Source organism: Mesorhizobium sp. BR1-1-16, from assembly GCF_020165495.1.
Lineage (GTDB): Bacteria > Pseudomonadota > Alphaproteobacteria > Rhizobiales > Kaistiaceae > Kaistia.
Window position 1 is genome coordinate 1 of the sequence record NZ_JAIUIE010000021.1, and the last position, 19,343, is coordinate 19,343.

Here is a 19,343-nt window from a genome sequence, read left to right on the forward strand (position 1 = left end):
CCCGCCCCGCAAACCTTGCCCGGCACGAACCTCCGGAGAGCCCTGCCATGACCAGCTTCAATCTTCTGCTTCTGCCCGGCGACGGGATCGGCACCGAAATCATGGCCGAGGTGAAGCGGGTCATCGACTGGTTCGGCGCGCGCGGCGTTGCGTCGTTCGAATATGAGCACGACCTCGTCGGCGGTTCGGCCTATGACGCGCATGGCAAGGCCGTTTCCGAGGCGACCATGGCCAAGGCGCTCGCCGCCGACGCCGTGATCTTCGGAGCCGTTGGCGGTCCGAAGTGGGATAGCGTTCCCTATGACGTCCGGCCGGAAGCAGCCCTGCTGCGGCTTCGCAAGGACCTCGCACTCTTTGCCAATCTGCGTCCGGCGATCTGCTATCCGGCGCTCGCCGACGCCTCGTCGCTGAAGCGCGAGCTGGTCGAGGGCCTCGACATCCTGATCGTGCGCGAACTGACCGGCGGCGTCTATTTCGGCGAGCCGAAGGAGATCGTGACGCTGGAGAATGGCCAGAAGCGCGCCATCGACACCCAGCTCTACACCTCGCCCGAGATCGAGCGCATCGCCCGTGTCGCCTTCGAGCTTGCCCGCACGCGTGGCAAGCGCGTCGCTTCGGCGGAAAAGCGCAACGTCATGAAGTCCGGCGTCCTCTGGAACCAGATCGTGACGCGGATCGGCAAGGAGGAATATGCCGATGTCGCGCTCGAACACGTGCTCGCCGACAATTGCGCGATGCAGCTCGTGCGCCGTCCGAAGCAATATGATGTCATCGTCACCGACAATCTCTTCGGCGACATCCTCTCCGACGTCGCGGCCATGCTGACCGGCTCGCTCGGCATGCTCCCTTCGGCCTCGCTCGGCGCGCCGGATGAAACAACCGGCCGCCGCAAGGCGCTCTACGAGCCGGTGCACGGCTCTGCGCCCGACATCGCCGGCAAGGGCATCGCCAATCCGATCGCCATGATCGCTTCGTTCGGCATGGCGCTGCGCTATTCCTTCGGCCTCGCCGCCGAGGCGGATCTGCTCGATCGCGCCATCGCCGGCGTGCTCGGCAAGGGGCTGCGCACTGCCGATATCGCCGCCGCGGGCGCCAGCCCCTGCAGCACCAGCCAGATGGGCAGCGCGATCATCGCCGAGCTCGACCTCTTGTCGACCTGACCGCTGCGGCCGCGAGGCATGCCGCGAGAGCACCGGAAGGTGGCGAATGTTTTTGCCGCTTCCTTCTGGTCAAGGGCCGGTGATCTCTGTATAAGGCCGCATTCAAATTGACTGCTATGCCCCGCCGGGCGGCACGCCGCCGGTTGGCGGCGACGTGACGAAGGAAGATTGAAATGGCTGTTCCGAAGCGAAAGACGTCGCCGTCGAAGCGCAACATGCGCCGCTCGCACGATGGACTCTCCCAGCCGGTCTATGTCGAGGACAAGAATTCGGGCGAACTCCGCCGCCCGCATCACATTGACTTGAAGACCGGTATGTATCGCGGCCGTCAGGTCCTGACGCCGAAGACCGAAGCCTGATCCGCACCACCAGCATGGATCGGGACTGATGAGGCCGGCTTTCGCCGGCCTTTTCTTTTTGCGATTCTTTTCCAGGGCGGTTGGGCGCGGCATTGTTCGCGATCATCCCGCATGCGATTGTCGCGCCGGTTGTGGCGGCTGGCGGAGGGCTGGCTTATCGAGGGTCCGGCATGCCGATGGACGACGCTCCGATCGAGGCGGTTCTCGCTCATATCGGTCAGGCTGCCTATCGATGGTCGATCCCAAATGACGACATCGTCTGGAGCCTCGGCGCTGCGGAGATCCTCGGCGTCGCCGACGTGGCAGCGATCGCAACCGGCGCTGCCTATGAAGCGCTGGCCGACGCCGGCAATCCGGTCTCGCGCCGCGATATCCTGAAAGGCGTCGGCCATGACGCCGGCGAGGGTGTCGGTTACCAGATTGAATATGCGATCCGGCCGAGCGGGCCGACCGGACCCGTGCTCTGGGTCGAGGATACCGGGCGTTGGTATGCCGATGGCGCCCGTCGCGCGGTCCGCGCCGAGGGCGTGATCCGCATCATCAACGAGCGCCACGCCCGCGAGCAGCGTCTTGCCTTCCTGACGCGCTATGATGCCGATACCGGGCTCTTCAACCGCGCCTATATGATGGATCTGCTGCGCGCGACGATCGAGGATGCGCAGAAATTCCGCAAAGCGGCTGCGTTCCTGCTGATCGCGATAGACGATCTTTCGCTGATCAACGAAGCCTATGGCCTCAAGGCCGGTGACCGCGCGCTGGTCGCGGTGGCGCATCGGATTCGCGGGCGGCTCCGCGAGGGCGACGCCATCGGCCGCTATTCGGGCGGCAAGCTCGCGATGTTGCTCATGAATTGCGACGAACACGAGATAGAAGTCGCGGCCGAACGTTTTCTCTCCGTGGTACGGGAGGATGTCATCGCGACGAGCGAAGGCACGTTCGCCATTACCGTCTCGATCGGCGGCGTGTCGATTCCGCGTCATGGTCGTGGCCGGGAAGACTGCGTCGAACGGGCACAGGAAGCGCTAGATCTTGCCCGGACCGAGGGACGTGGACGCTTCGTCGCCTTCGTGCCTTCGACGGAGCGGGCGGCTGAACGGCATGAGAATGCCGAATTGTCGCGCCAGCTGATCGGCGCGCTGACGGCGCGGCGGCTCCGCCTCGCCTTCCAGCCCGTGGTCGACATCACGACGCGCGAACCCGTCTTTCACGAAGCGCTCCTGCGGCTGGAACAGGCTGACGGCAGCATCGTCGGCGCCGGCCATATCGTGCCGCTGGCCGAGCGGCTCGGCCTCGCCCGCCTGTTCGATCTCGCGATCCTCGAACTCGTCCTGAAGGCGCTGGTCGAGCATCCGGGCGCGATCCTTTCGGTGAATGTCGCGCCGGAAACGGCGGCTTCCCCGGATTGGCTTGAGCTGGTCTCGGCGGCGGTCCGCCGCCAGCCGGACATCGGCAGGCGGCTGATCGTCGAGATCACGGAAACCAGCGCCATCCGCAATATCGAGGAGACGACGAACTTCGTCGCGGCCGTGCATGCGCTCGGCGCGCGGGTGGCGATCGACGATTTTGGCGCCGGATTCACCTCGTTCCGCAATCTGCGCATGCTCGCCGTCGATCTCGTCAAGATCGATGGCGATTTCGTCAAGCGGCTGGCGGCCAGCCCCGACGACCAGATATTCGTCCGCCGGTTGACCGAGCTTGCGCGGGATCTCGGCATCGAGACGGTTGCCGAATGGGTTCAGGACGAAGCGGCGGCAGGGCTCCTCGCCGGCTGGGGTGTGCAGCGCATCCAGGGCCAGCTCTCGGGCGAAGCCCGGCTCGATCCGCCCTGGCTGGCGGCCTCCTCAGGCTGAGGCGCCGCCAAACCTGTTCATTGCGGCCGCGAGCGCAACATCCTTGTCCGTCAATCCGCCGGCATCATGCGTCGTCAGCTTGACCGTGACCGTCTTGTAGACATTCGACCATTCCGGATGATGGTTCATCGCTTCGGCCGCCAGCGCCACGCGGGCCATGAAGCCGAACGCCTCGCTGAAATCGGCGAAAGAGAAGACGCGCGTTATCGCGGTTCCGTCAGGTGTGATCTGCCAACCCGGCAGCTTCGCCAGTTCGACTGCCCGCGCCGACTTACTCAATGTTCGCATCAGGCGGCCTCCGCCAGTGGATAGCTCTGTTCAAGCAGATAGGGCCCACCGCCGGTCGAATCCTTCGACGAATAGAGCACGAAGCGGCTGACCGGAAACGGACCCGCGAAAAAGCCGCCCCTCAGCGTCAGGTAGTTGGCGACGTCGCGCTGCGGCGTGCCGCGCAGGCGAGCCAGCGTGACATGCGGCGTGAAACGCCGGCCTTCCGGCGGCAGGCCTATTTTCTGCACGATGCGTTCCTGTTCGGCCTGCAATTCGCCAAGCCCTCGCGAGGGCGCAACGCGTGCGACGACTGAATGCGGCTTGGCCGAGCCGAAGGCGGCGAGGCCATCGATATTCAGCTCGATATCGCGCCGCTTCACCCGCGAGAGCGCATCGGCGACCTCGTCCGCGGTTCGGAAATCGATGTCGCCGATGAAGCGCAGCGTCACATGATAGAAGTCGGTATCGATCCAGCGCGCCCCGGGCAGCCCGCCTCGCAGCAGCGCGAGACGTTCCCCCACCTCGGACGGGACCTCGAGGGCTGTGAAGAGACGCGGCATCGGCATCCTCCGGTTCGGGTTGAGGATAGCGAAGCATTGCGGTTTGAGGTTGGCCTGTAAAGCAGCCGCGCTGCCGCGCCCCCCGGGGAAGGCACGGCAGCAAGGATCAGGGGCAGGGGTTGCCGCGCCGCTGCAGCACCGCGTCGAGCCGGTTCTCGATCTCGGACGTGATCGTGATGTCAACGCTGGCGATATCCGTCGCGAGTTGCTCGATCGTCGTCGCGCCGATGATGTTGGCGGTGACGAATGGCCGGCTGGTGACGAAGGCGAGCGCCAGCTGCGCGGGATCGAGGCCGAAATCGCGGGCCACCGCCAGATAGTCGTCGATCGCCTCGGCGGCGCCGGGCGTCTCGTAGCGGTCGCCGCGCTGGAATAGCGTCGTGCGAGCCCCGGCCGGGCGGGCGCCATTTTGGTATTTGCCCGAGAGATAGCCCTGCGCCAGCGGCGAATAGGCAAGAAGGCCAACCTGCTCGCGCATCGCGATTTCCGCGAGGTTCACCTCGAAGGTGCGGTTGAGCAGGTTGTAGGCGTTCTGGATCGAGACGACCCGCGGCCCCTGGCCCCTCTCACTCGCCGTCACGAACCGCATCGTGCCCCAGGCGCTCTCGTTCGAGAGGCCGACATGGCGGATCTTGCCGGCGGTGACGAGGTCGGCGAGCACGCCGAGCGTTTCCTCGATCGGAACCTCGTCGGCTGCGGGGGCCGGCACGCGATAGCTGGTCGGGTTGGAGCCCCATTGCGTCACGTGGCGGTCCGGCCAGTGCAACTGGTAGACGTCGATATAGTCAGTCCCGAGCCGCTTCAGGCTGCCCTCGATCGCATGCTCGATGTCGGCGCGGACGAGCTTCGACGGCCGGCCGCCGCGAAACCAGTTCATCGGCGTGCGGCCGACGACCTTGGAGGCGATGACGATCTTGTCGCGGTTGCCGCGTGCCTTCATCCAAGAGCCGATGATCCGCTCGGTCGCGCCCTGCGTCTCGGCGCGCGGCGGGATCGAATAGAGTTCGGCGGTGTCGAGGAAGTTGATGCCGTGATCGATGGCATAGTCCAGCTGCTGATGGCCTTCAGCCTCGGTATTCTGCTGGCCCCAGGTCATTGTGCCGAGGCAGATGGCGGACACGGCCAGATCGGTCCGGCCGAGCGAACGATATTCCATTTATGAACTCCGGAGGAGGGCAGGCGGCGGGCTGTCTCGTTCAGCGGGGCTTCGTTTCGCCGACGAGACGTTCGACGGAGGGTAGCATCCGTTCGACGATCAGCGCGACCCCCTTGGCGTTCGGATGCAGGCCATCGGCCTGCAGCAGTGTTGACTGCGCGGCTGCCCCGTCCAGGAAGAACGGGTAGAGGATCGCGCCATATTGCGTCGCAAGCTCGGGATAGATCGCGTCGAAGCGCGCGCCATAGTCGGATCCGAGATTGGGCGCGGCCAGCATGCCGGCGAGAAGGGTCGGGATCTTCTTTTCGCTGAGCTTTGCGAGAATCGCATCGAGCGCCTTTCGCGTGCCGGCCGGGTCCATGCCGCGCAGCATGTCATTGGCGCCGAGTTCGACGATCGCCGCGTCGGCGCCGCCGCCGAGCGCCCAGTCGAGCCGGGCAAGGCCACCCTCGGCCGTATCCCCGGAAACGCCGGCATTGATGACGGTGACGTCGAGGCCCTTCGCCTTCAGTGCCCGCTCGAGCTGTGTCGTGAAGCCGTCCTCAGGGCCGAGCCCGTAACCGGCGGTCAGGCTGTCGCCGAGCGCCAGGATGCGGATTGGCGCCGCCGAGGCTGCGACAGGGGCCATGACTGCGACAGGGGGAAGCAGCACGGCGAGCGCGAGCGCCAGAAGCGGCAGCAGGGTCTTTTTCATCCGTCTCCGGCTCCCATATGCAAACGATGCGTGCCGCGACGGGCGGCGACAAGCGAGACATATAGGGCGGCCGCCATTGAACGTCAGTGACATCTCCCCATCCGCCGTCATCTCGCTCGCGGATGTCGACCTGTCGCTGGGATCGGGACCGGCACGCGTCCATATCCTCAAGAAGGTGAGCCTTTCGGTCGCAGCGGGCGAGACCGTGGCGCTGGTCGGGCCGTCGGGTTCGGGCAAGTCGACGCTCTTGATGGCGATGGCCGGGCTCGAGCGCATCGACAGCGGGCGCCTCAGCGTCTCGGGCGTCGAGCTGTCGCGAGAGGACGAGGACGGGCTGGCGCGGTTCCGCGGCGCGAATGTCGGCATCATCTTCCAGTCCTTCCATCTCATTCCCAACATGACGGCGCTCGAAAATGTCGCGGTGCCGCTCGAATTGCAGGGACGGCGTGATGCGTTCGCGCGGGCCGAGGCTGAACTGATGCTGGTCGGCCTCGGACATCGGCTGACCCATTATCCCTCCGCCCTTTCCGGCGGCGAGCAGCAGCGCGTCGCGATCGCCCGCGCGCTCGTCGCAGAGCCCGCCGTGATCTTCGCCGACGAGCCGACCGGCAATCTCGACGAGGCGACGGGCCGACAGATCGCCGATCTCCTGTTCGAGACCTCGGCTCGGCGCGGGACTACGCTCGTGCTGGTGACGCATGACAATGCGCTTGCGGCCCGCTGCGCCCGCGTGGTGCGCATTCATTCCGGCATCATCGACCCTGCGGAAGCCGTGCGGAGCGCTGCCGAATGACGGCGCTGCGCTTCGCGGTCCGCGAGCTCAGGGCCGGGCTCAACGGCTTCATCATCTTCCTGGCGCTGATCGCGCTCGGCGTTGCTGCGATCGCGGCTGTCGGCTCGGTATCGCGCGCCATGACGGTGGGCCTGGCGCGGGAAGGCGCCAACATCCTCGGCGGTGATCTCTCCGTCACGCTGGTGCAGCGGCAGGCCAACCCCGAGGAACGACGCTTCCTCGATGCGGCCGGCAAGGTTTCCGAAATCGCGACGCTGCGCGGCATGGCTCGGAAGACCGATGGCAGCGACCAGACCCTGGTCGAGATCAAGGCCGTCGACGGGGCCTATCCCCTGACCGGCACGCTCGACATCGCATCGGGCGGCAGCAGCCTCGATCCGGCACGGCCGCTCGACGCCGTTGTGGATTCTGAGCTCTTGATACGCCTCGGTCTTCAAGTCGGCGACAGCATCGATCTCGGTTCGGCGCGACTGCGCATCGCCGGCGCGATCGCAAGCGAGCCTGACAAGCTTTCGACCGGGCTCGGCTTCGGGCCGCGCCTTCTGATATCGCGTGCCGCGCTCGACGCCAGCCAGCTGCTGCAGCCGGGCAGCCTCGTTCAGTGGGCCTATCGCGTCCGTCTGCCGTCAGGCGGCGATCCCATTGCGGTCTCCGATCAGGCGACCAAGGATTTTCCGGAAGCCGGCTGGCAGGTCCGCACCCGGGACGACGCATCGCCCGGTCTGAAGCGCAGCATCAACCAGTTCGCGCAATACCTGACACTGGTCGGGCTGGCCGCGCTGATCGTCGGCGGCGTCGGCGTTGCCAATGCGGTGGGCGCCTTTCTCGACATGAAGCGGCCGGTCATCGCCACGCTGCGATCGCTCGGTGCTTCGGCGCGCTTCGTCGTGGCGCTCTATTTCATCCAGATCATGGCCATCGCGCTGGTCGGCATCGTGATCGGGCTCGTCATCGGCGCGCTGGTGCCTTTGATCGCGCTGCGCTTTCTGGTCGACGTGCTGCCGGTCGGCGCCGAGACCGGCTTCTATCCGAGCGAACTTGCCATCGCCGCGCTGTTCGGCCTGATGACCGCCATCTCCTTTGCGCTTGCCCCACTCGGGCGCATCCGGGATGTGAAGCCGACGGCGCTGTTCCGCGATGTCGCGTCCGGCCTGCCGGCCCGCATCCGCCCGGCGTTTCTCGCCGCCGCGATCGCCTCGGCAGGGCTGCTCGCCGCGCTTTCGGTGCTGCTCGCCTATGACCGCCGTATCGCGATGATGTTCGTCGTCGCCATGGGTGGTTCGTTCGTGCTGCTGCGGCTCGTCGGCTTCCTGGTGATGCTGGCGGCCCGGCGGGCGCCGCGGCCGCGCTCGACGGAATGGCGCTTCGCCATCGGCAACATCCATCGCCCCGGTGCGCTGACTGCGTCCGTCGTCCTCTCGCTCGGGCTCGGGCTGACATTGCTGGTCGCGATCGCGCTGATCGATGGCAGCCTGCAACGGCAATTGACCCGTTCGATGCCGGACAATGGCCCCAGCTTCTTCTTCCTCGATGTGCCGAGCAGCCAAATCGAGCCATTTTCTGCTTTCCTCACAAAGGAAGTTCCATCGGCGACGCTCGAAAGTGTGCCGATGCTGCGCGGACGGATCGTCAGTGTCGGCGGCGTCGCGGCGGCCGATCTGAAGCCGGCGCCGGACCAGGCCTGGGTGCTGCAGGGCGACCGGGGTGTCACCTTCTCCGCGATTGTGCCGAAAAACTCCCGCCTCGTCGCCGGCGACTGGTGGCCGGCCGGTTATGCCGGGCCGCCGCTCGTCTCGCTGGAGGCGCGTGTTGCCGAGGGTCTCGGCGTCAAGGTCGGCGACAGCCTCGTCGTGAATGTGCTCGGCCGCCCTGTCGAAGCCAAAATCGCCAATCTGCGCGAGGTCGATTGGGAGAGCCTTGCGATCAATTTCGTCATGGTCTTCTCGCCGAATGCCTTCACCGGCGCGCCCTATACGGTGCTGACGACGCTCGCTTATCCCGGTGCCGCCGATCCGGCGCTGGAAGCCCGCGTCATGAAGGATGCCGGCGCGGCTTTCCCTGGCATCACGGCAGTGCGCGTCCGCGAGGCGCTCGACCGTATCTCGACCATCCTTGGGCAATTGATGTTGGCGATCCGCATCGCCTCGTCCGTCGCGCTGGCGGCTTCGGTGCTCGTCCTCGGCGGGGCGCTGGCTGCCGGTCATCGCCGCCGGCTTCACGATGCGGTGATCCTGAAGACGCTGGGCGCCACGCGCCGGCAACTCATCACGGCTTTCAGCCTCGAATACGGGCTGCTCGGGCTCGCCACCGCTACCTTCGGCGTGCTGGCCGGGTCGCTGGCGGCATGGGGCGTCGTCGCGGGGGTGATGAAGCAGACGTTCCATTTCGCGCCGATGAGCGCGCTCGGCGCTGCGGTCGCGGCCGTATTCGTCACCTTGGTGCTCGGCCTTGCCGGTACTTGGCGGCTGCTCGGCCAGAAGGCGGCGCCAGTGCTCAGAAACCTGTAGGATCAAGGCTCCGCTTCAGCTACCATTTGCGAGACGCTGTCATCTGGCGCACTTGCGCGCCGGGGTGGCAAGGGCCATATCGCAGGCACATCCCGGGCGGCCGGTTCCGGAGTTTTCGGAGGGTCGGATCGACGGGGCGTCGCGTGACAACGCGGTACACTGTTCGGGAGAAGGGACTTCGATGGCAGATTTCGACAATCGCGTCTCACCGTTTGGCGCAGCGCGTGCCGAAACCGGTGTTATCGACCAGGGCCTGCGCACGCATATGCTGCAGGTCTACAATTACATGGCGATCGGCCTGATGATCACCGGCGCGGCCGCGATCGGGCTGTTCCGCCTGGCCACGACCACCGACGCCTCGCAGGCGGCGGCGACGCTGGCCAATGGCGTGATGCTGACCAGCCTCGGCACGACGGTGTTCACCGGCCCGCTGATGTGGGTGCTCGTGCTGGCGCCGGTCGCGCTGGTCTTCGTGCTTTCCTTCGGCATCCAGCGGATGTCGGTCGGCACGGCGCAGATCACGTTCTGGGCCTATTCCGCGCTGATGGGCCTGTCGCTGGCCTCGATCTTCGTCGTCTATACCTCGGAATCGATTGCCCGCGTGTTCTTCATCAGCGCCGCCACCTTTGGTGCGATGAGCCTCTACGGCTACACCACCAAGCGCGACCTGACCGGGATGGGCTCGTTCCTGTTCATGGGCCTGATCGGCATCGTGATTGCGTCGATCGTCAACATCTTCATCGGATCGTCGGCCCTCGGCTTCGCGATCTCGATCCTCGGCGTGCTGATCTTCGTCGGCCTGACGGCCTATGACACGCAGAAGATCAAGGAGATGTATTCGGCCAATGACGACGGTACCGTCACCGGCCGCAAGGCGATCATGGGCGCGCTGACGCTCTATCTCGACTTCATCAACCTGTTCCTGATGCTGCTGCGCCTGTTCGGCGACCGCCGCTAAGCCGGAACCACGACACGGCAAAGGGCGCGGCTTCGGCCGCGCCCTTTTCGTATCTGCGCCAGACATTCTGCCGATGCCGTCCTTGCCCCGCTTCTCGATCAGACCCGTTGCCGACGCAGACCTCGCCGCGATCACCGCGATCTATGGCGCCGCTGTCATCGAGGGAACCGCCAGTTTCGAACTGGATCCACCGTCGCTGGACGAGATGGGCCGGCGATGCACCGCGCTCCTGGCAGGCGGCCACCCCTATCTCGTCGCGATCTCGGACACCGATGCCGTGCTCGGCTACGCCTATGCGGGGCCCTATCGGGCGCGGCCGGCCTATCGCTGGACGGTCGAGGATTCGATTTATCTCGCCGCCGAGGCGCGCGGTGCCGGCGTCGGGCGAGCTTTGCTCGCCGCGCTCCTGGCGACCGCGACGGAGGCGGGCTACCGGCAAATGATTGCCGTCATCGGCGATTCCGGCAATGCCGCGTCTATCGCGTTGCATCGCGCGCTTGGTTTCCGCCTGGTCGGGACGTTCGAGAATGTCGGCTTCAAGCATGGCCGCTGGCTCGACAGCGTGCTGATGCAATGTGCGCTTGGCAGCGGCGCCACGGTGCCACCGCCCTGACGTCAGCTCTCGACGAGCTTCAACCGCTTGTCGAGCACCGTCAGCACTTGGCGAAGATCGTGGCCTCGCTTCATGACATAGCCGCCAGCGGCAATGACCGCATAGGCGCCCTGGCGGCGCGCGAGGCTTGGATCCTTCTCGACGCGATAGAGCGGCATCTCCGAGGTACGGCGGAAGATGGAGAACACTGCCTTTTCAGCCATATGATCGATGGCATAGTCGCGCCATTCGCCGGCCGCCACCATGCGGCCATAGACCCGAAGGATCTGGTTGAGCTCCTGGCGGTTGAAGGCGATCTGCCGAGTACCGGGCGCCGGCCCCGCAAAGGAAACCAGCGTCGCGGCCTCGCCGCTCTTTGCTTCCTCTTCACCGTCGCTCAAAAGCGCCTCCGCCAAATGCCGCCTTTGTCACCGATCCGTCATGATCGCGCCGAACCGCGGCGCTGGCAAGGCGGCGCCGGTGTCGGCGGAAAGCGTGGTCTCACGAAGGCGTGAATTCATAACAGCAAAATCCACTTTTTCGCCCTCTTTCAGCCCGCCACCAGCCGCAATACACTGGCTACCTTAGCATCGTATTCAGACGGTCCGGCTCGGCGGGAACTTCGGAATTTCTCAGCCCCCCAGCCCCCCGGGGAACCTTGTTCGAGCCGGACCACCTTTTCGCGCCAAGTGCGCCTGCGTCTGAAACAACCCATCCGCTCTTTCATTGATGCCGCGCGCCTCGCGCCGTCGGTCCAGCTTGACAGTCAAGGGCCTTGCCGCCAGTGTGCGCGCGCTTTCGGACCCCGCCCCCGCCACGGGCCGGTCCGCTGATTTTGGTCCGGCGCGTAGGTCTGGATGCGAACCTTTCTGGAATTTGAGAAGCCCGTCGCCGATCTCCAAGGCAAGGTGCAGGAACTGCGCGCCATGGGGGAGAGCGGCGATGCCGTCGCCATCGGCGAGGAGATCCAGCGCCTCGAGGCGAAGGCAAGCCAGGCGCTGGCCGACATCTATGGCAAGCTGACGCCATGGCAGAAGACGCAGGTGGCCCGCCATCCCGACCGGCCGCATTTCGTCGCCTATGCCAAGGGGCTGTTCGAGGACTTCACCCCGCTGGCCGGCGATCGCAAATTCGGCGACGACCAGGCGATCCTGGCCGGCTTTGGCCGCTTCCGTGGCCGTCCCGTCGCCATCATGGGGCAGGAGAAGGGTAACGACACCGAGACCCGCCTCCGGCACAATTTCGGCATGGCGCGGCCCGAGGGCTATCGCAAGGCCGTGCGGATCATGGAACTCGCGGAGCGATTCGGCCTGCCGGTCGTTTCGCTGGTCGATACGGCGGGCGCCTTTCCAGGCATCGATGCCGAAGAGCGCGGCCAGGCTGAGGCGATCGCCCGCTCGACCGAGGCGGCTCTCGGTCTCGGCGTGCCCAATGTCTCCGTGATCATCGGCGAAGGCGGCTCGGGCGGCGCGATCGCGATCGCCACGGCGAACCGCGTCCTGATGCTCGAACATGCGATCTACAGCGTGATCTCGCCGGAAGGCGCGGCCTCAATCCTCTGGCGCGATTCGACCCGCGCCCAGGATGCCGCTACGAACATGAAGATCACCGCGCAGGACCTGCTGCGCTTTGGTGTGATCGACCAGATCATCGCCGAGCCGGTGGGCGGGGCTCATCGCGGCCCGGAACAGGCGATCGAGGCGGTTGGCGATGCGGTTTCGGTTGCGCTCGCCGCGTTCGACGGCATGCCCGAGGCCGATATCAAGCGGCAGCGACGCGAGAAGTTTCTTGCGATCGGCCGTTCGCTCTGACACGATTCCGCCTGTCTTTTGAGGCATTCGGCCGGCCGGGCGCCGCTGGGCCGCGCCGCCGGCCCGACGGCTGGCGCGTGGTGTGATCGCTGCGCTGCGACGGATCCTTGAGGTGTTCATGCTGAGAATCGCGCTGACAGGCCGTCTCATCCGCGCCGTGCTCGTCGTTGCCGCAGGCCTGCTGCTGGCGGCCTGCGAGGATTATTCCGGTCCGAACGGCCCGAAGGAACTGATGCCGGTTCCGGAAAAGCTCGTCACCAAGATGACCGAGCTCGATATGGCGCCGACGGCGCCGATCTATGTCCGCGGCTACAAGGAAAGCTCCGAACTCGAAGTCTGGAAGCAGACGCGCTCGGGCAGCTACAAGCTGCTGACGACCTATTCGATCTGCAAATGGTCCGGAAAGCTCGGGCCGAAGATCAAGGAAGGCGACCGGCAGGCGCCGGAGGGCTTCTATACGATCACGCCCGGGCAGATGAACCCGAAGTCGAACTACTATCTGTCGTTCAATATCGGTTTCCCCAACGCCTATGACCGCGCCCTCGGCCGCACCGGCACCAATATCATGGTGCATGGCGCCTGCTCCTCGGCCGGCTGCTATTCGATGACGGATGCCGCCGCCGGCGAGATCTATGCGCTTGCTCGCGACTCGTTCCGCGGCGGCCAGCGGTCGTTCGAGGTGCACCTCTTCCCGTTCCGAATGACGCCGGAAAACATGGCGCATCATCGGCAGGACCCGAACTATGAGTTCTGGGTGATGCTGAAGGAGGGCAGCGACAATTTCGCTGTCACAGCGAAGGTGCCGAAGGTCGGTGTCTGCGGCAAGCGCTATATCTTCAATGCCAATTCTAGCACGGCGCTGAATGCGTCGATCGCCTGTCCGCCGCTCACCTATTCGCCGACGGTGCTCGCCGCCGTGAAGGCCAAGCAGGCGAGCGACAACGCCCTGATCGCCGAACTCGCGCCGAAATACGAGCAGGAAGAGCAGATCGCAGCCGCCAAGGCCGCCGAGCAGGCGGCCCGCATCGCCGCGGTCAAGGCCGCCAACGAAGCGCAGAAGGCAGGCGGCGCCACACCCGCGACCGTCATGCCTGTGCCGACGATTGCTGCCAGCGAGCAGGCCGTGGCAGCGGCGAATGTGTCGGTTCCGCTCGCGGTGGCGCCGCCTGCAGACGCGTCGCTCGCAGGCGCTGCGGGTGCCGCCGCTGCAGTGGGCACGGCCGCTCCGGCTGAAAATCCCGATGACGCCATCGACCCGGTCGCGACCGCAGCGCTCGGCGGCACGCCGGCCCCCGGCATCCCGCTGCCCGTCGCCTCGCCGTTGCGGCCTGTCGTGACGCCCGTCGTCGCGCCCGAGCCGCAGCCCGGCTTCTGGGGCAAGATCAAATCGAAGATCCCGAAGGTCCCGAACCCGTTCGGCTAGGATCGCTGGCAGGACCGTCCGGATAGAAGTCCTCCGGCCGTCCCTCGGCGAACCAGGGCGGCAGCGACCAGCGCTCGGGTATGTGCTCGACGCCCCAGCGTGCGAGCGCCTGCAGCACCGGCAGCAGGTCGGCGCCCCGCCGCGTCAGCCGATATTCATGCCGCGGCGGCGCCTGCTGATAGGGGCGCTTCTCGATCAGCCCGAAGGTCTCCAGCCGCTCGAGCCGATCGGCGAGGATGTTGCTCGAAATCCGCTCGGACGCGCCGGCGAGTTCGCCGAAGCGGCGCGCGCCGGCAAAGATCGTCCGCAGCACGACCAGCGACCAGCGGTCGCCGAACAGGTCGAGCGCCGAGGCGATCGGGCATTGCGAGCGGAAGCCAGTCTCCATCATGCCATTCAGTCCATCAGGCGGGAGCGCCGTCGGGTCGGTATAGTGACTTGCATATTGCAAGTCACTGGCCGTCGTGCTTTTCTCGTCAACAGTGGCATCTTGAGAGGGGGGATCTCATGGCGGCTGCATCGCGTTCCGGTGCGGGCGTCGACGCGGGGTCGAGCGGCGCAGCCGCATCGGGCCCTGCCGGACGCGTTCGCGCCATTCTTGCCGGGCCCGGCGGCAGCGAGAAGCCTATGTTCGGCGGGCTCTGCTTCCTGATCGGAAGCCGGCGGAGGAGCAGGCTGACATGACCCGCTTCGGTCTCGCCGTCCTCGCCTATCTGCTGCCGACCTTCGCGCTCGGCTTCGTCTGGCATCTCGTCGCCTTCGAGGACTACTACCGCGCGCTTGCGATGTATCGCGCCGATCTGATCATCCCGCTCGGCTTTCTCTCGATGCTGATCCAGGCGGTGATCTTCGCTCTCGTCTACGAGCGCTGCTTCGCGCAGCGGCCGGGATCCTGGCTCGAGCGCGGCCTCGCCTATGCCGCGCTCGGCGCGGTTCTGTCATGGAGCTACACGACACTCGCCGTCGCGGCCAAGAACGTCATGGCCTCGGTGCCGGACTATGTGCTGATCGAAACCAGCTTCACGCTCGTGCAATGGATCATCGTCGGGCCGCTGACGGCGCTCGTCTTCGCATGGCGGAGCGAGAGCCGCAGCAAGGCGCCGGCTTAGCTTGGCGCCCAGGTTCCCCGCACGGCCGCCTCAGGCGAAACGGCCGTGGCAGTGCTTGAACTTCTTGCCCGAGCCGCAGGGGCACAGCGCGTTGCGCTGGATCTTGCCCCAGGTGGTCGGATCGTTCGGATCGACGCCGGCCGCTTCGAAGCCCTGCTGCTGCGAGGGCGTGAAGCTCGAATAGAACGCTTCGTCCAGTTCGTTGCCGCCGGTCACCGGATCGAGATGAATAGGCTCGACATCCTCGACATCGGTCGGCATCAGAGGCGGCGACTGCATGATCTCGACGCGCATCATCTGCGCCGTCACGGCCTCGCGGAGGCTCTGCAGCATCGCTTCGAACAGCTCGAAGGCCTCGGTCTTGTATTCGTTCAGCGGGTCGCGCTGTGCATAGCCGCGGAAGCCGATCACCTGGCGCAGATGATCGAGCGTCACCAGATGCTCGCGCCAGAGATGGTCCAGCGTCTGCAACAGCACGGCCTTCTCGACCTGGCGCATGACTTCCGGCGAGAAGCGCGAGGTCCGCTGTTCGGCCGCTTCATCGCCGGCCTTCAGCACGCGCTCGCGCACTTCAGCATCGGCGATGCCGTCCTCGGCAGCCCAGTCCTCGATCGGCAGGTCGAGATTGATCGCCTGCTGCAGCGCCTCGCGAAGGCCTTTCGAATCCCACTGCTCGGGATAGGCGCGCTCCGGAATGTGCTTGGCGACCAGATCGCTGATCACTTCCTGACGCATGCCGTCGACGGTGGCGCTCACATCGGCCTCGCCCATGAGTTCGACGCGCTGGTCAAAGATGACCTTGCGCTGGTCGTTCATGACGTCGTCGTATTTCAGCAGGTTCTTGCGGATGTCGAAATTGCGCGCCTCGACCTTCTGCTGCGCCTTTTCGAGCGCGCGGTTGATCCAGGGATGAACGATCGCCTCGTCTTCCTTGAGGCCGAGCTTCTGCAGCATGCCGTCCATGCGCTCGGACCCGAAGATGCGCATCAGATCGTCCTGCAGCGACAGGAAGAAATGCGAATGGCCGGGGTCGCCCTGGCGACCGGAGCGGCCGCGGAGCTGGTTGTCGATGCGGCGGCTTTCATGCCGCTCGGTGCCGATGACATAGAGGCCGCCGGCGGCGAGCGCCTTCTGCTTCAGGACAGCGATCTCGGCCTTCACCTCTTCGGTGCGGCGGGCGCGCGCAGTTTCGTCCTCGATGCTGGCAAGCTCATGCTCGAGCCGCATGTCGAGATTGCCGCCGAGCTGGATGTCGGTGCCGCGGCCGGCCATGTTGGTGGCGATCGTCACGGCGCCCGGCACGCCGGCCTGGCTGACGATATAGGCCTCCTGCTCGTGGTAACGGGCGTTGAGGACCTGGTGCGGCACCTTCTCCTTCTTGAGGAACTCCGAAAGCAGTTCCGACTTCTCGATCGACGTGGTGCCGACGAGGACGGGCTGGCCGCGCTCGCTGCAGTCGCGGATGACGCGGATGATCGCCTTGTACTTCTCGGCCGCCGACCGGTAGACCTCGTCGTCATCGTCGATGCGCGAGACGGGCACATTGGTCGGGATCTCGACAACATCGAGGCCGTAGATGTCGAGGAACTCGGACGCTTCGGTCTGCGCCGTACCTGTCATGCCGGCCAGCTTGCCATACATGCGGAAATAGTTCTGGAACGTGATCGAGGCGAGCGTCTGGTTCTCGGGCTGGATCTGGACGTGTTCCTTGGCCTCCAGGGCCTGGTGCAGGCCTTCCGAATAGCGACGGCCCGGCATCATGCGGCCGGTGAACTCGTCGATGATGATCACCTCGTCGCCCTTGACGATGTAATCCTTGTCGCGCTGGAACAGCCGGTGGGCGCGCAGCGCCTGGTTGACATGGTGCACGACGGTGACGTTCTCGACGTCGTAGAGCGACTCGCCCTTGAGCAGGCCCGCTTCCGTCAGCAGCTGCTCGAGCTTCTCGTTGCCAGCCTCGGTGAAATTGGCCGTGCGCTGCTTTTCGTCGATCTCGTAGTCATCCGGCGTCAGGCTCGGGATGAACTTGTCGATGGCGTTGTAGAGCTCCGAGCGGTCGTCGAGCGGGCCGGAAATGATCAGCGGCGTGCGCGCCTCGTCGATCAGGATCGAATCGACTTCGTCGACGATGCCGTAATGGTGACCGCGCTGGACCATCTGCGCGAGGTCGTACTTCATGTTGTCGCGCAGGTAATCGAAGCCGTATTCGTTGTTGGTGCCGTAGGTGATGTCGCAGGCATAGGCGGCGCGACGCTGATCGTCGTCGAGCCCATGCACGATCACGCCGACTGAAAGGCCGAGGAAACGATAAAGGCGGCCCATCCATTCACTATCGCGCTTGGCGAGATAGTCGTTCACCGTCACGACATGCACGCCCTTGCCGGCGAGCGCATTCAGATAGACCGGCAGCGTCGCGACCAGCGTCTTGCCTTCGCCGGTCTTCATCTCGGCGATCGAGCCGTCGTTGAGGACCATGCCGCCAATGAGCTGGACGTCGAAATGACGCATCCCGAGCGCGCGTTTGGCGCCCTCGCGCACCGTGGCGAAAGCCTCGACGAGAATATCGTCGACGGAGGCGCCGTCGGCGGCGCGTCGCTTCAGCTCTTCCGTCTTCGCGCGAAGTTGATCATCGGTGAGCGCCGCATATTCGGCTTCGAGGGCGTTGATCTCGACAACGCGAGGACGATAGCCCTTCACGCGCCTGTCATTGGCCGAACCGAAGAATTTGCGCGCCAGCGAGCCGAGACCTGCCATGGGTCATCCTTGATTGTTGGTCGGCGCCTTGATCCGGGAAGAAGGGTCGGCGCCGGGCATTCCTTGCAGGCTCCGAGGTCGGAGACCATCGGAAGCGCCGTAACCACGAACGTCAAAGCGTTCTGGACGCCGCGACCCGAGACAGATAAGAGGGGGCACCCAGGATGTCAACGTGGCCGAGAGGCCTCGGAATGCCCGCAGAATGCCGCATTCTCAACCGATCCACGAGGCGATCGGCGGCCGGCTGACGCTGCCCCGCTCGCGCGAGTGACTTCACCATGGACAAGGACAATTCGATGACCTTCCGTCTTCCGCCGCGGCGGTTCCAGCTCAGCGTTTCGGCGCTGGCCTTTCTCGGCCTCATGACGGCCGCAGGCGCCGCCGCTGCGCAGGATGCGCCGGCTCCCGCTCCGGCTGCGCCCGCCGCTGCGCCGGCCCCGGCCGCGGCTCCCGCTCCGGTCCTCGACCCGAAGACGGTTGTTGCAACCGTCGACGGCCAGCCGATCACCGATGGTGACCTCGCGCTTGCCTCGCAGGATCTCGGCGACGAGCTCGGCAAGGTGCCCGCCGATCAGCGCCGCCGCGCCGTGCTCGACGTGCTCATCGACCTGAAGCTGATGGCCAAGGCCGCGACCGCCGCCGGGCTCGACCAGTCCGACACGTTCAAGAGCCGGGTCGAGCTTCTGCGCGAGCGCGCGCTGCGCAATGAATTCTTCCGCGTCGAGATCGATGGCAAGGCGACGGACGATTCCGTGAAGAAGCGCTACGACGAAGAGATCGCCAAGGTCACGCCGCAGGAAGAAGTCCAGGCAGCGCATATCCTCGTGCAGACCGAGGACGAGGCCAAGGACATCATCAAGCAGCTCGATGCCGGCGCCGATTTCGCGACGCTCGCCAAGGAGAAGTCGAAGGATCCGGGCTCGGCCAAGATGGGCGGCCAGCTCGGTTATTTCGCCAAGGGCCAGATGGTGCCTGAATTCGAGGCGGCTGCCTTCCAGCTGCCGGTCGGCAAATATACCGAGACGCCGGTCAAGACGAAGTTCGGCTATCACGTCATCGAAGTGACCGACAAGCGCAGCCAGCCGGTCCCGACCTATGATCAGGTCAAGGACCAGGTCCGCCAGATGGTGCTCCGCGACATGTTCGTGAACGCAGTGGCTCAGCTGCGTAAGGACAACAAGGTCGAGATCGTCGATCCGGCCCTGAAGGCGGCTCCGGCGCCGGTCGCGCAGTAGTACCGCCCGGCAGACGGGAGGAGCGATCCTCCCGCCTGCCGTTGCCGGCGCGGCGCGGGTCCCGCATTCGCATCGGCCTTGGCCTTTGCATTGATCGAGGGCCGAGCTCGTC

18 protein-coding genes are annotated in these 19,343 nt (G+C 65.7%); 11 read left to right on the plus strand and 7 right to left on the minus strand.

Going from position 1 to position 19,343, the window contains the following annotated elements:
* Positions 1 to 47 precede the first annotated feature (47 nt).
* From leuB to LB518_RS23915, 3 genes are all read left to right on the plus strand, one after another.
* Positions 48 to 1,160, plus strand: coding sequence for a 3-isopropylmalate dehydrogenase (leuB, locus tag LB518_RS23905; RefSeq protein WP_224580363.1), 1,113 nt, complete (start codon positions 48 to 50; stop codon positions 1,158 to 1,160).
* A 173-nt stretch (positions 1,161 to 1,333) separates the two neighbouring features.
* A complete protein-coding gene (gene rpmF, locus LB518_RS23910; RefSeq protein WP_224580364.1) occupies positions 1,334 to 1,519 on the plus strand; it encodes a 50S ribosomal protein L32 in 186 nt (61 codons plus the stop codon).
* Between the two features lie 170 nt (positions 1,520 to 1,689).
* Positions 1,690 to 3,369: a GGDEF and EAL domain-containing protein gene (locus LB518_RS23915; protein WP_224580365.1), complete on the plus strand. Its 1,680-nt coding sequence runs from the start codon at positions 1,690 to 1,692 to the stop codon at positions 3,367 to 3,369.
* Here the strand turns inward: LB518_RS23915 and LB518_RS23920 are convergent.
* From LB518_RS23920 to LB518_RS23935, 4 genes are all read right to left on the minus strand, one after another.
* Entirely contained in the window at positions 3,361 to 3,657 is a 297-nt protein-coding gene (locus LB518_RS23920) for a 4a-hydroxytetrahydrobiopterin dehydratase (protein ID WP_224580366.1), read from the minus strand. The genes LB518_RS23915 and LB518_RS23920 overlap by 9 nt on opposite strands.
* Positions 3,657 to 4,199, minus strand: coding sequence for an RNA 2',3'-cyclic phosphodiesterase (thpR, locus tag LB518_RS23925; RefSeq protein ID WP_224580367.1), 543 nt, complete (start codon positions 4,197 to 4,199; stop codon positions 3,657 to 3,659). Before thpR ends, LB518_RS23920 begins: the two co-directional genes overlap by 1 nt.
* A gap of 106 nt (positions 4,200 to 4,305) precedes the next feature.
* Positions 4,306 to 5,355, minus strand: coding sequence for an aldo/keto reductase (locus LB518_RS23930; RefSeq protein WP_224580368.1), 1,050 nt, complete (start codon positions 5,353 to 5,355; stop codon positions 4,306 to 4,308).
* 40 nt (positions 5,356 to 5,395) lie between these two features.
* Entirely contained in the window at positions 5,396 to 6,049 is a 654-nt protein-coding gene (locus LB518_RS23935; protein WP_502845879.1) for an arylesterase, read from the minus strand.
* Positions 6,050 to 6,125: 76 nt separating this feature from the next.
* Between LB518_RS23935 and LB518_RS23940 the strand changes: the two genes are divergently transcribed.
* The 4 genes from LB518_RS23940 to LB518_RS23955 all read left to right on the plus strand — a co-directional run bounded on the left by LB518_RS23940 (position 6,126) and on the right by LB518_RS23955 (position 10,920).
* Positions 6,126 to 6,842, plus strand: coding sequence for an ABC transporter ATP-binding protein (locus tag LB518_RS23940; protein WP_224580369.1), 717 nt, complete (start codon positions 6,126 to 6,128; stop codon positions 6,840 to 6,842).
* Positions 6,839 to 9,349, plus strand: a complete 2,511-nt coding sequence (locus LB518_RS23945; protein ID WP_224580372.1) for an ABC transporter permease — start codon at positions 6,839 to 6,841, stop codon at positions 9,347 to 9,349. Before LB518_RS23940 ends, LB518_RS23945 begins: the two co-directional genes overlap by 4 nt.
* A 181-nt stretch (positions 9,350 to 9,530) precedes the next feature.
* Positions 9,531 to 10,307, plus strand: a complete 777-nt coding sequence (locus tag LB518_RS23950; protein ID WP_224580373.1) for a Bax inhibitor-1/YccA family protein — start codon at positions 9,531 to 9,533, stop codon at positions 10,305 to 10,307.
* An 82-nt stretch (positions 10,308 to 10,389) separates the two neighbouring features.
* Positions 10,390 to 10,920, plus strand: a complete 531-nt coding sequence (locus LB518_RS23955; RefSeq protein WP_502845880.1) for a GNAT family N-acetyltransferase — start codon at positions 10,390 to 10,392, stop codon at positions 10,918 to 10,920.
* A gap of 2 nt (positions 10,921 to 10,922) precedes the next feature.
* Here LB518_RS23955 and LB518_RS23960 read toward each other — a convergent pair whose 3' ends face one another.
* Positions 10,923 to 11,255 (minus strand): DUF2794 domain-containing protein, encoded by a 333-nt coding sequence (locus LB518_RS23960; RefSeq protein ID WP_224580414.1) that lies wholly within the window; start codon positions 11,253 to 11,255, stop codon positions 10,923 to 10,925.
* Positions 11,256 to 11,756: 501 nt separating this feature from the next.
* On the opposite strand from LB518_RS23960, the gene LB518_RS23965 reads away from it, so the two are divergent.
* A complete protein-coding gene (locus tag LB518_RS23965; RefSeq protein ID WP_224580376.1) occupies positions 11,757 to 12,710 on the plus strand; it encodes an acetyl-CoA carboxylase carboxyltransferase subunit alpha in 954 nt (317 codons plus the stop codon).
* A gap of 118 nt (positions 12,711 to 12,828) precedes the next feature.
* Entirely contained in the window at positions 12,829 to 14,133 is a 1,305-nt protein-coding gene (locus LB518_RS23970) for a L,D-transpeptidase family protein (protein WP_224580378.1), read from the plus strand.
* On the opposite strand, the gene LB518_RS23975 is transcribed toward LB518_RS23970, so the two are convergent.
* Positions 14,093 to 14,524, minus strand: coding sequence for a winged helix-turn-helix transcriptional regulator (locus LB518_RS23975; RefSeq protein WP_224580379.1), 432 nt, complete (start codon positions 14,522 to 14,524; stop codon positions 14,093 to 14,095). The genes LB518_RS23970 and LB518_RS23975 overlap by 41 nt on opposite strands.
* Before the next feature lie 289 nt (positions 14,525 to 14,813).
* Between LB518_RS23975 and LB518_RS23980 the strand changes: the two genes are divergently transcribed.
* Positions 14,814 to 15,242, plus strand: a complete 429-nt coding sequence (locus tag LB518_RS23980) for a hypothetical protein (RefSeq protein ID WP_224580381.1) — start codon at positions 14,814 to 14,816, stop codon at positions 15,240 to 15,242.
* 30 nt (positions 15,243 to 15,272) lie between these two features.
* Here LB518_RS23980 and secA read toward each other — a convergent pair whose 3' ends face one another.
* Positions 15,273 to 17,996: a preprotein translocase subunit SecA gene (gene secA, locus LB518_RS23985; RefSeq protein ID WP_224580383.1), complete on the minus strand. Its 2,724-nt coding sequence runs from the start codon at positions 17,994 to 17,996 to the stop codon at positions 15,273 to 15,275.
* A gap of 296 nt (positions 17,997 to 18,292) precedes the next feature.
* Here secA and LB518_RS23990 point away from each other — a divergent pair, with 296 nt between their 5' ends.
* Complete coding sequence (locus tag LB518_RS23990; RefSeq protein ID WP_224580385.1) at positions 18,293 to 19,231, plus strand: peptidylprolyl isomerase; 939 nt, start codon at positions 18,293 to 18,295, stop codon at positions 19,229 to 19,231.
* The last annotated feature ends 112 nt before the right edge of the window (positions 19,232 to 19,343 follow it).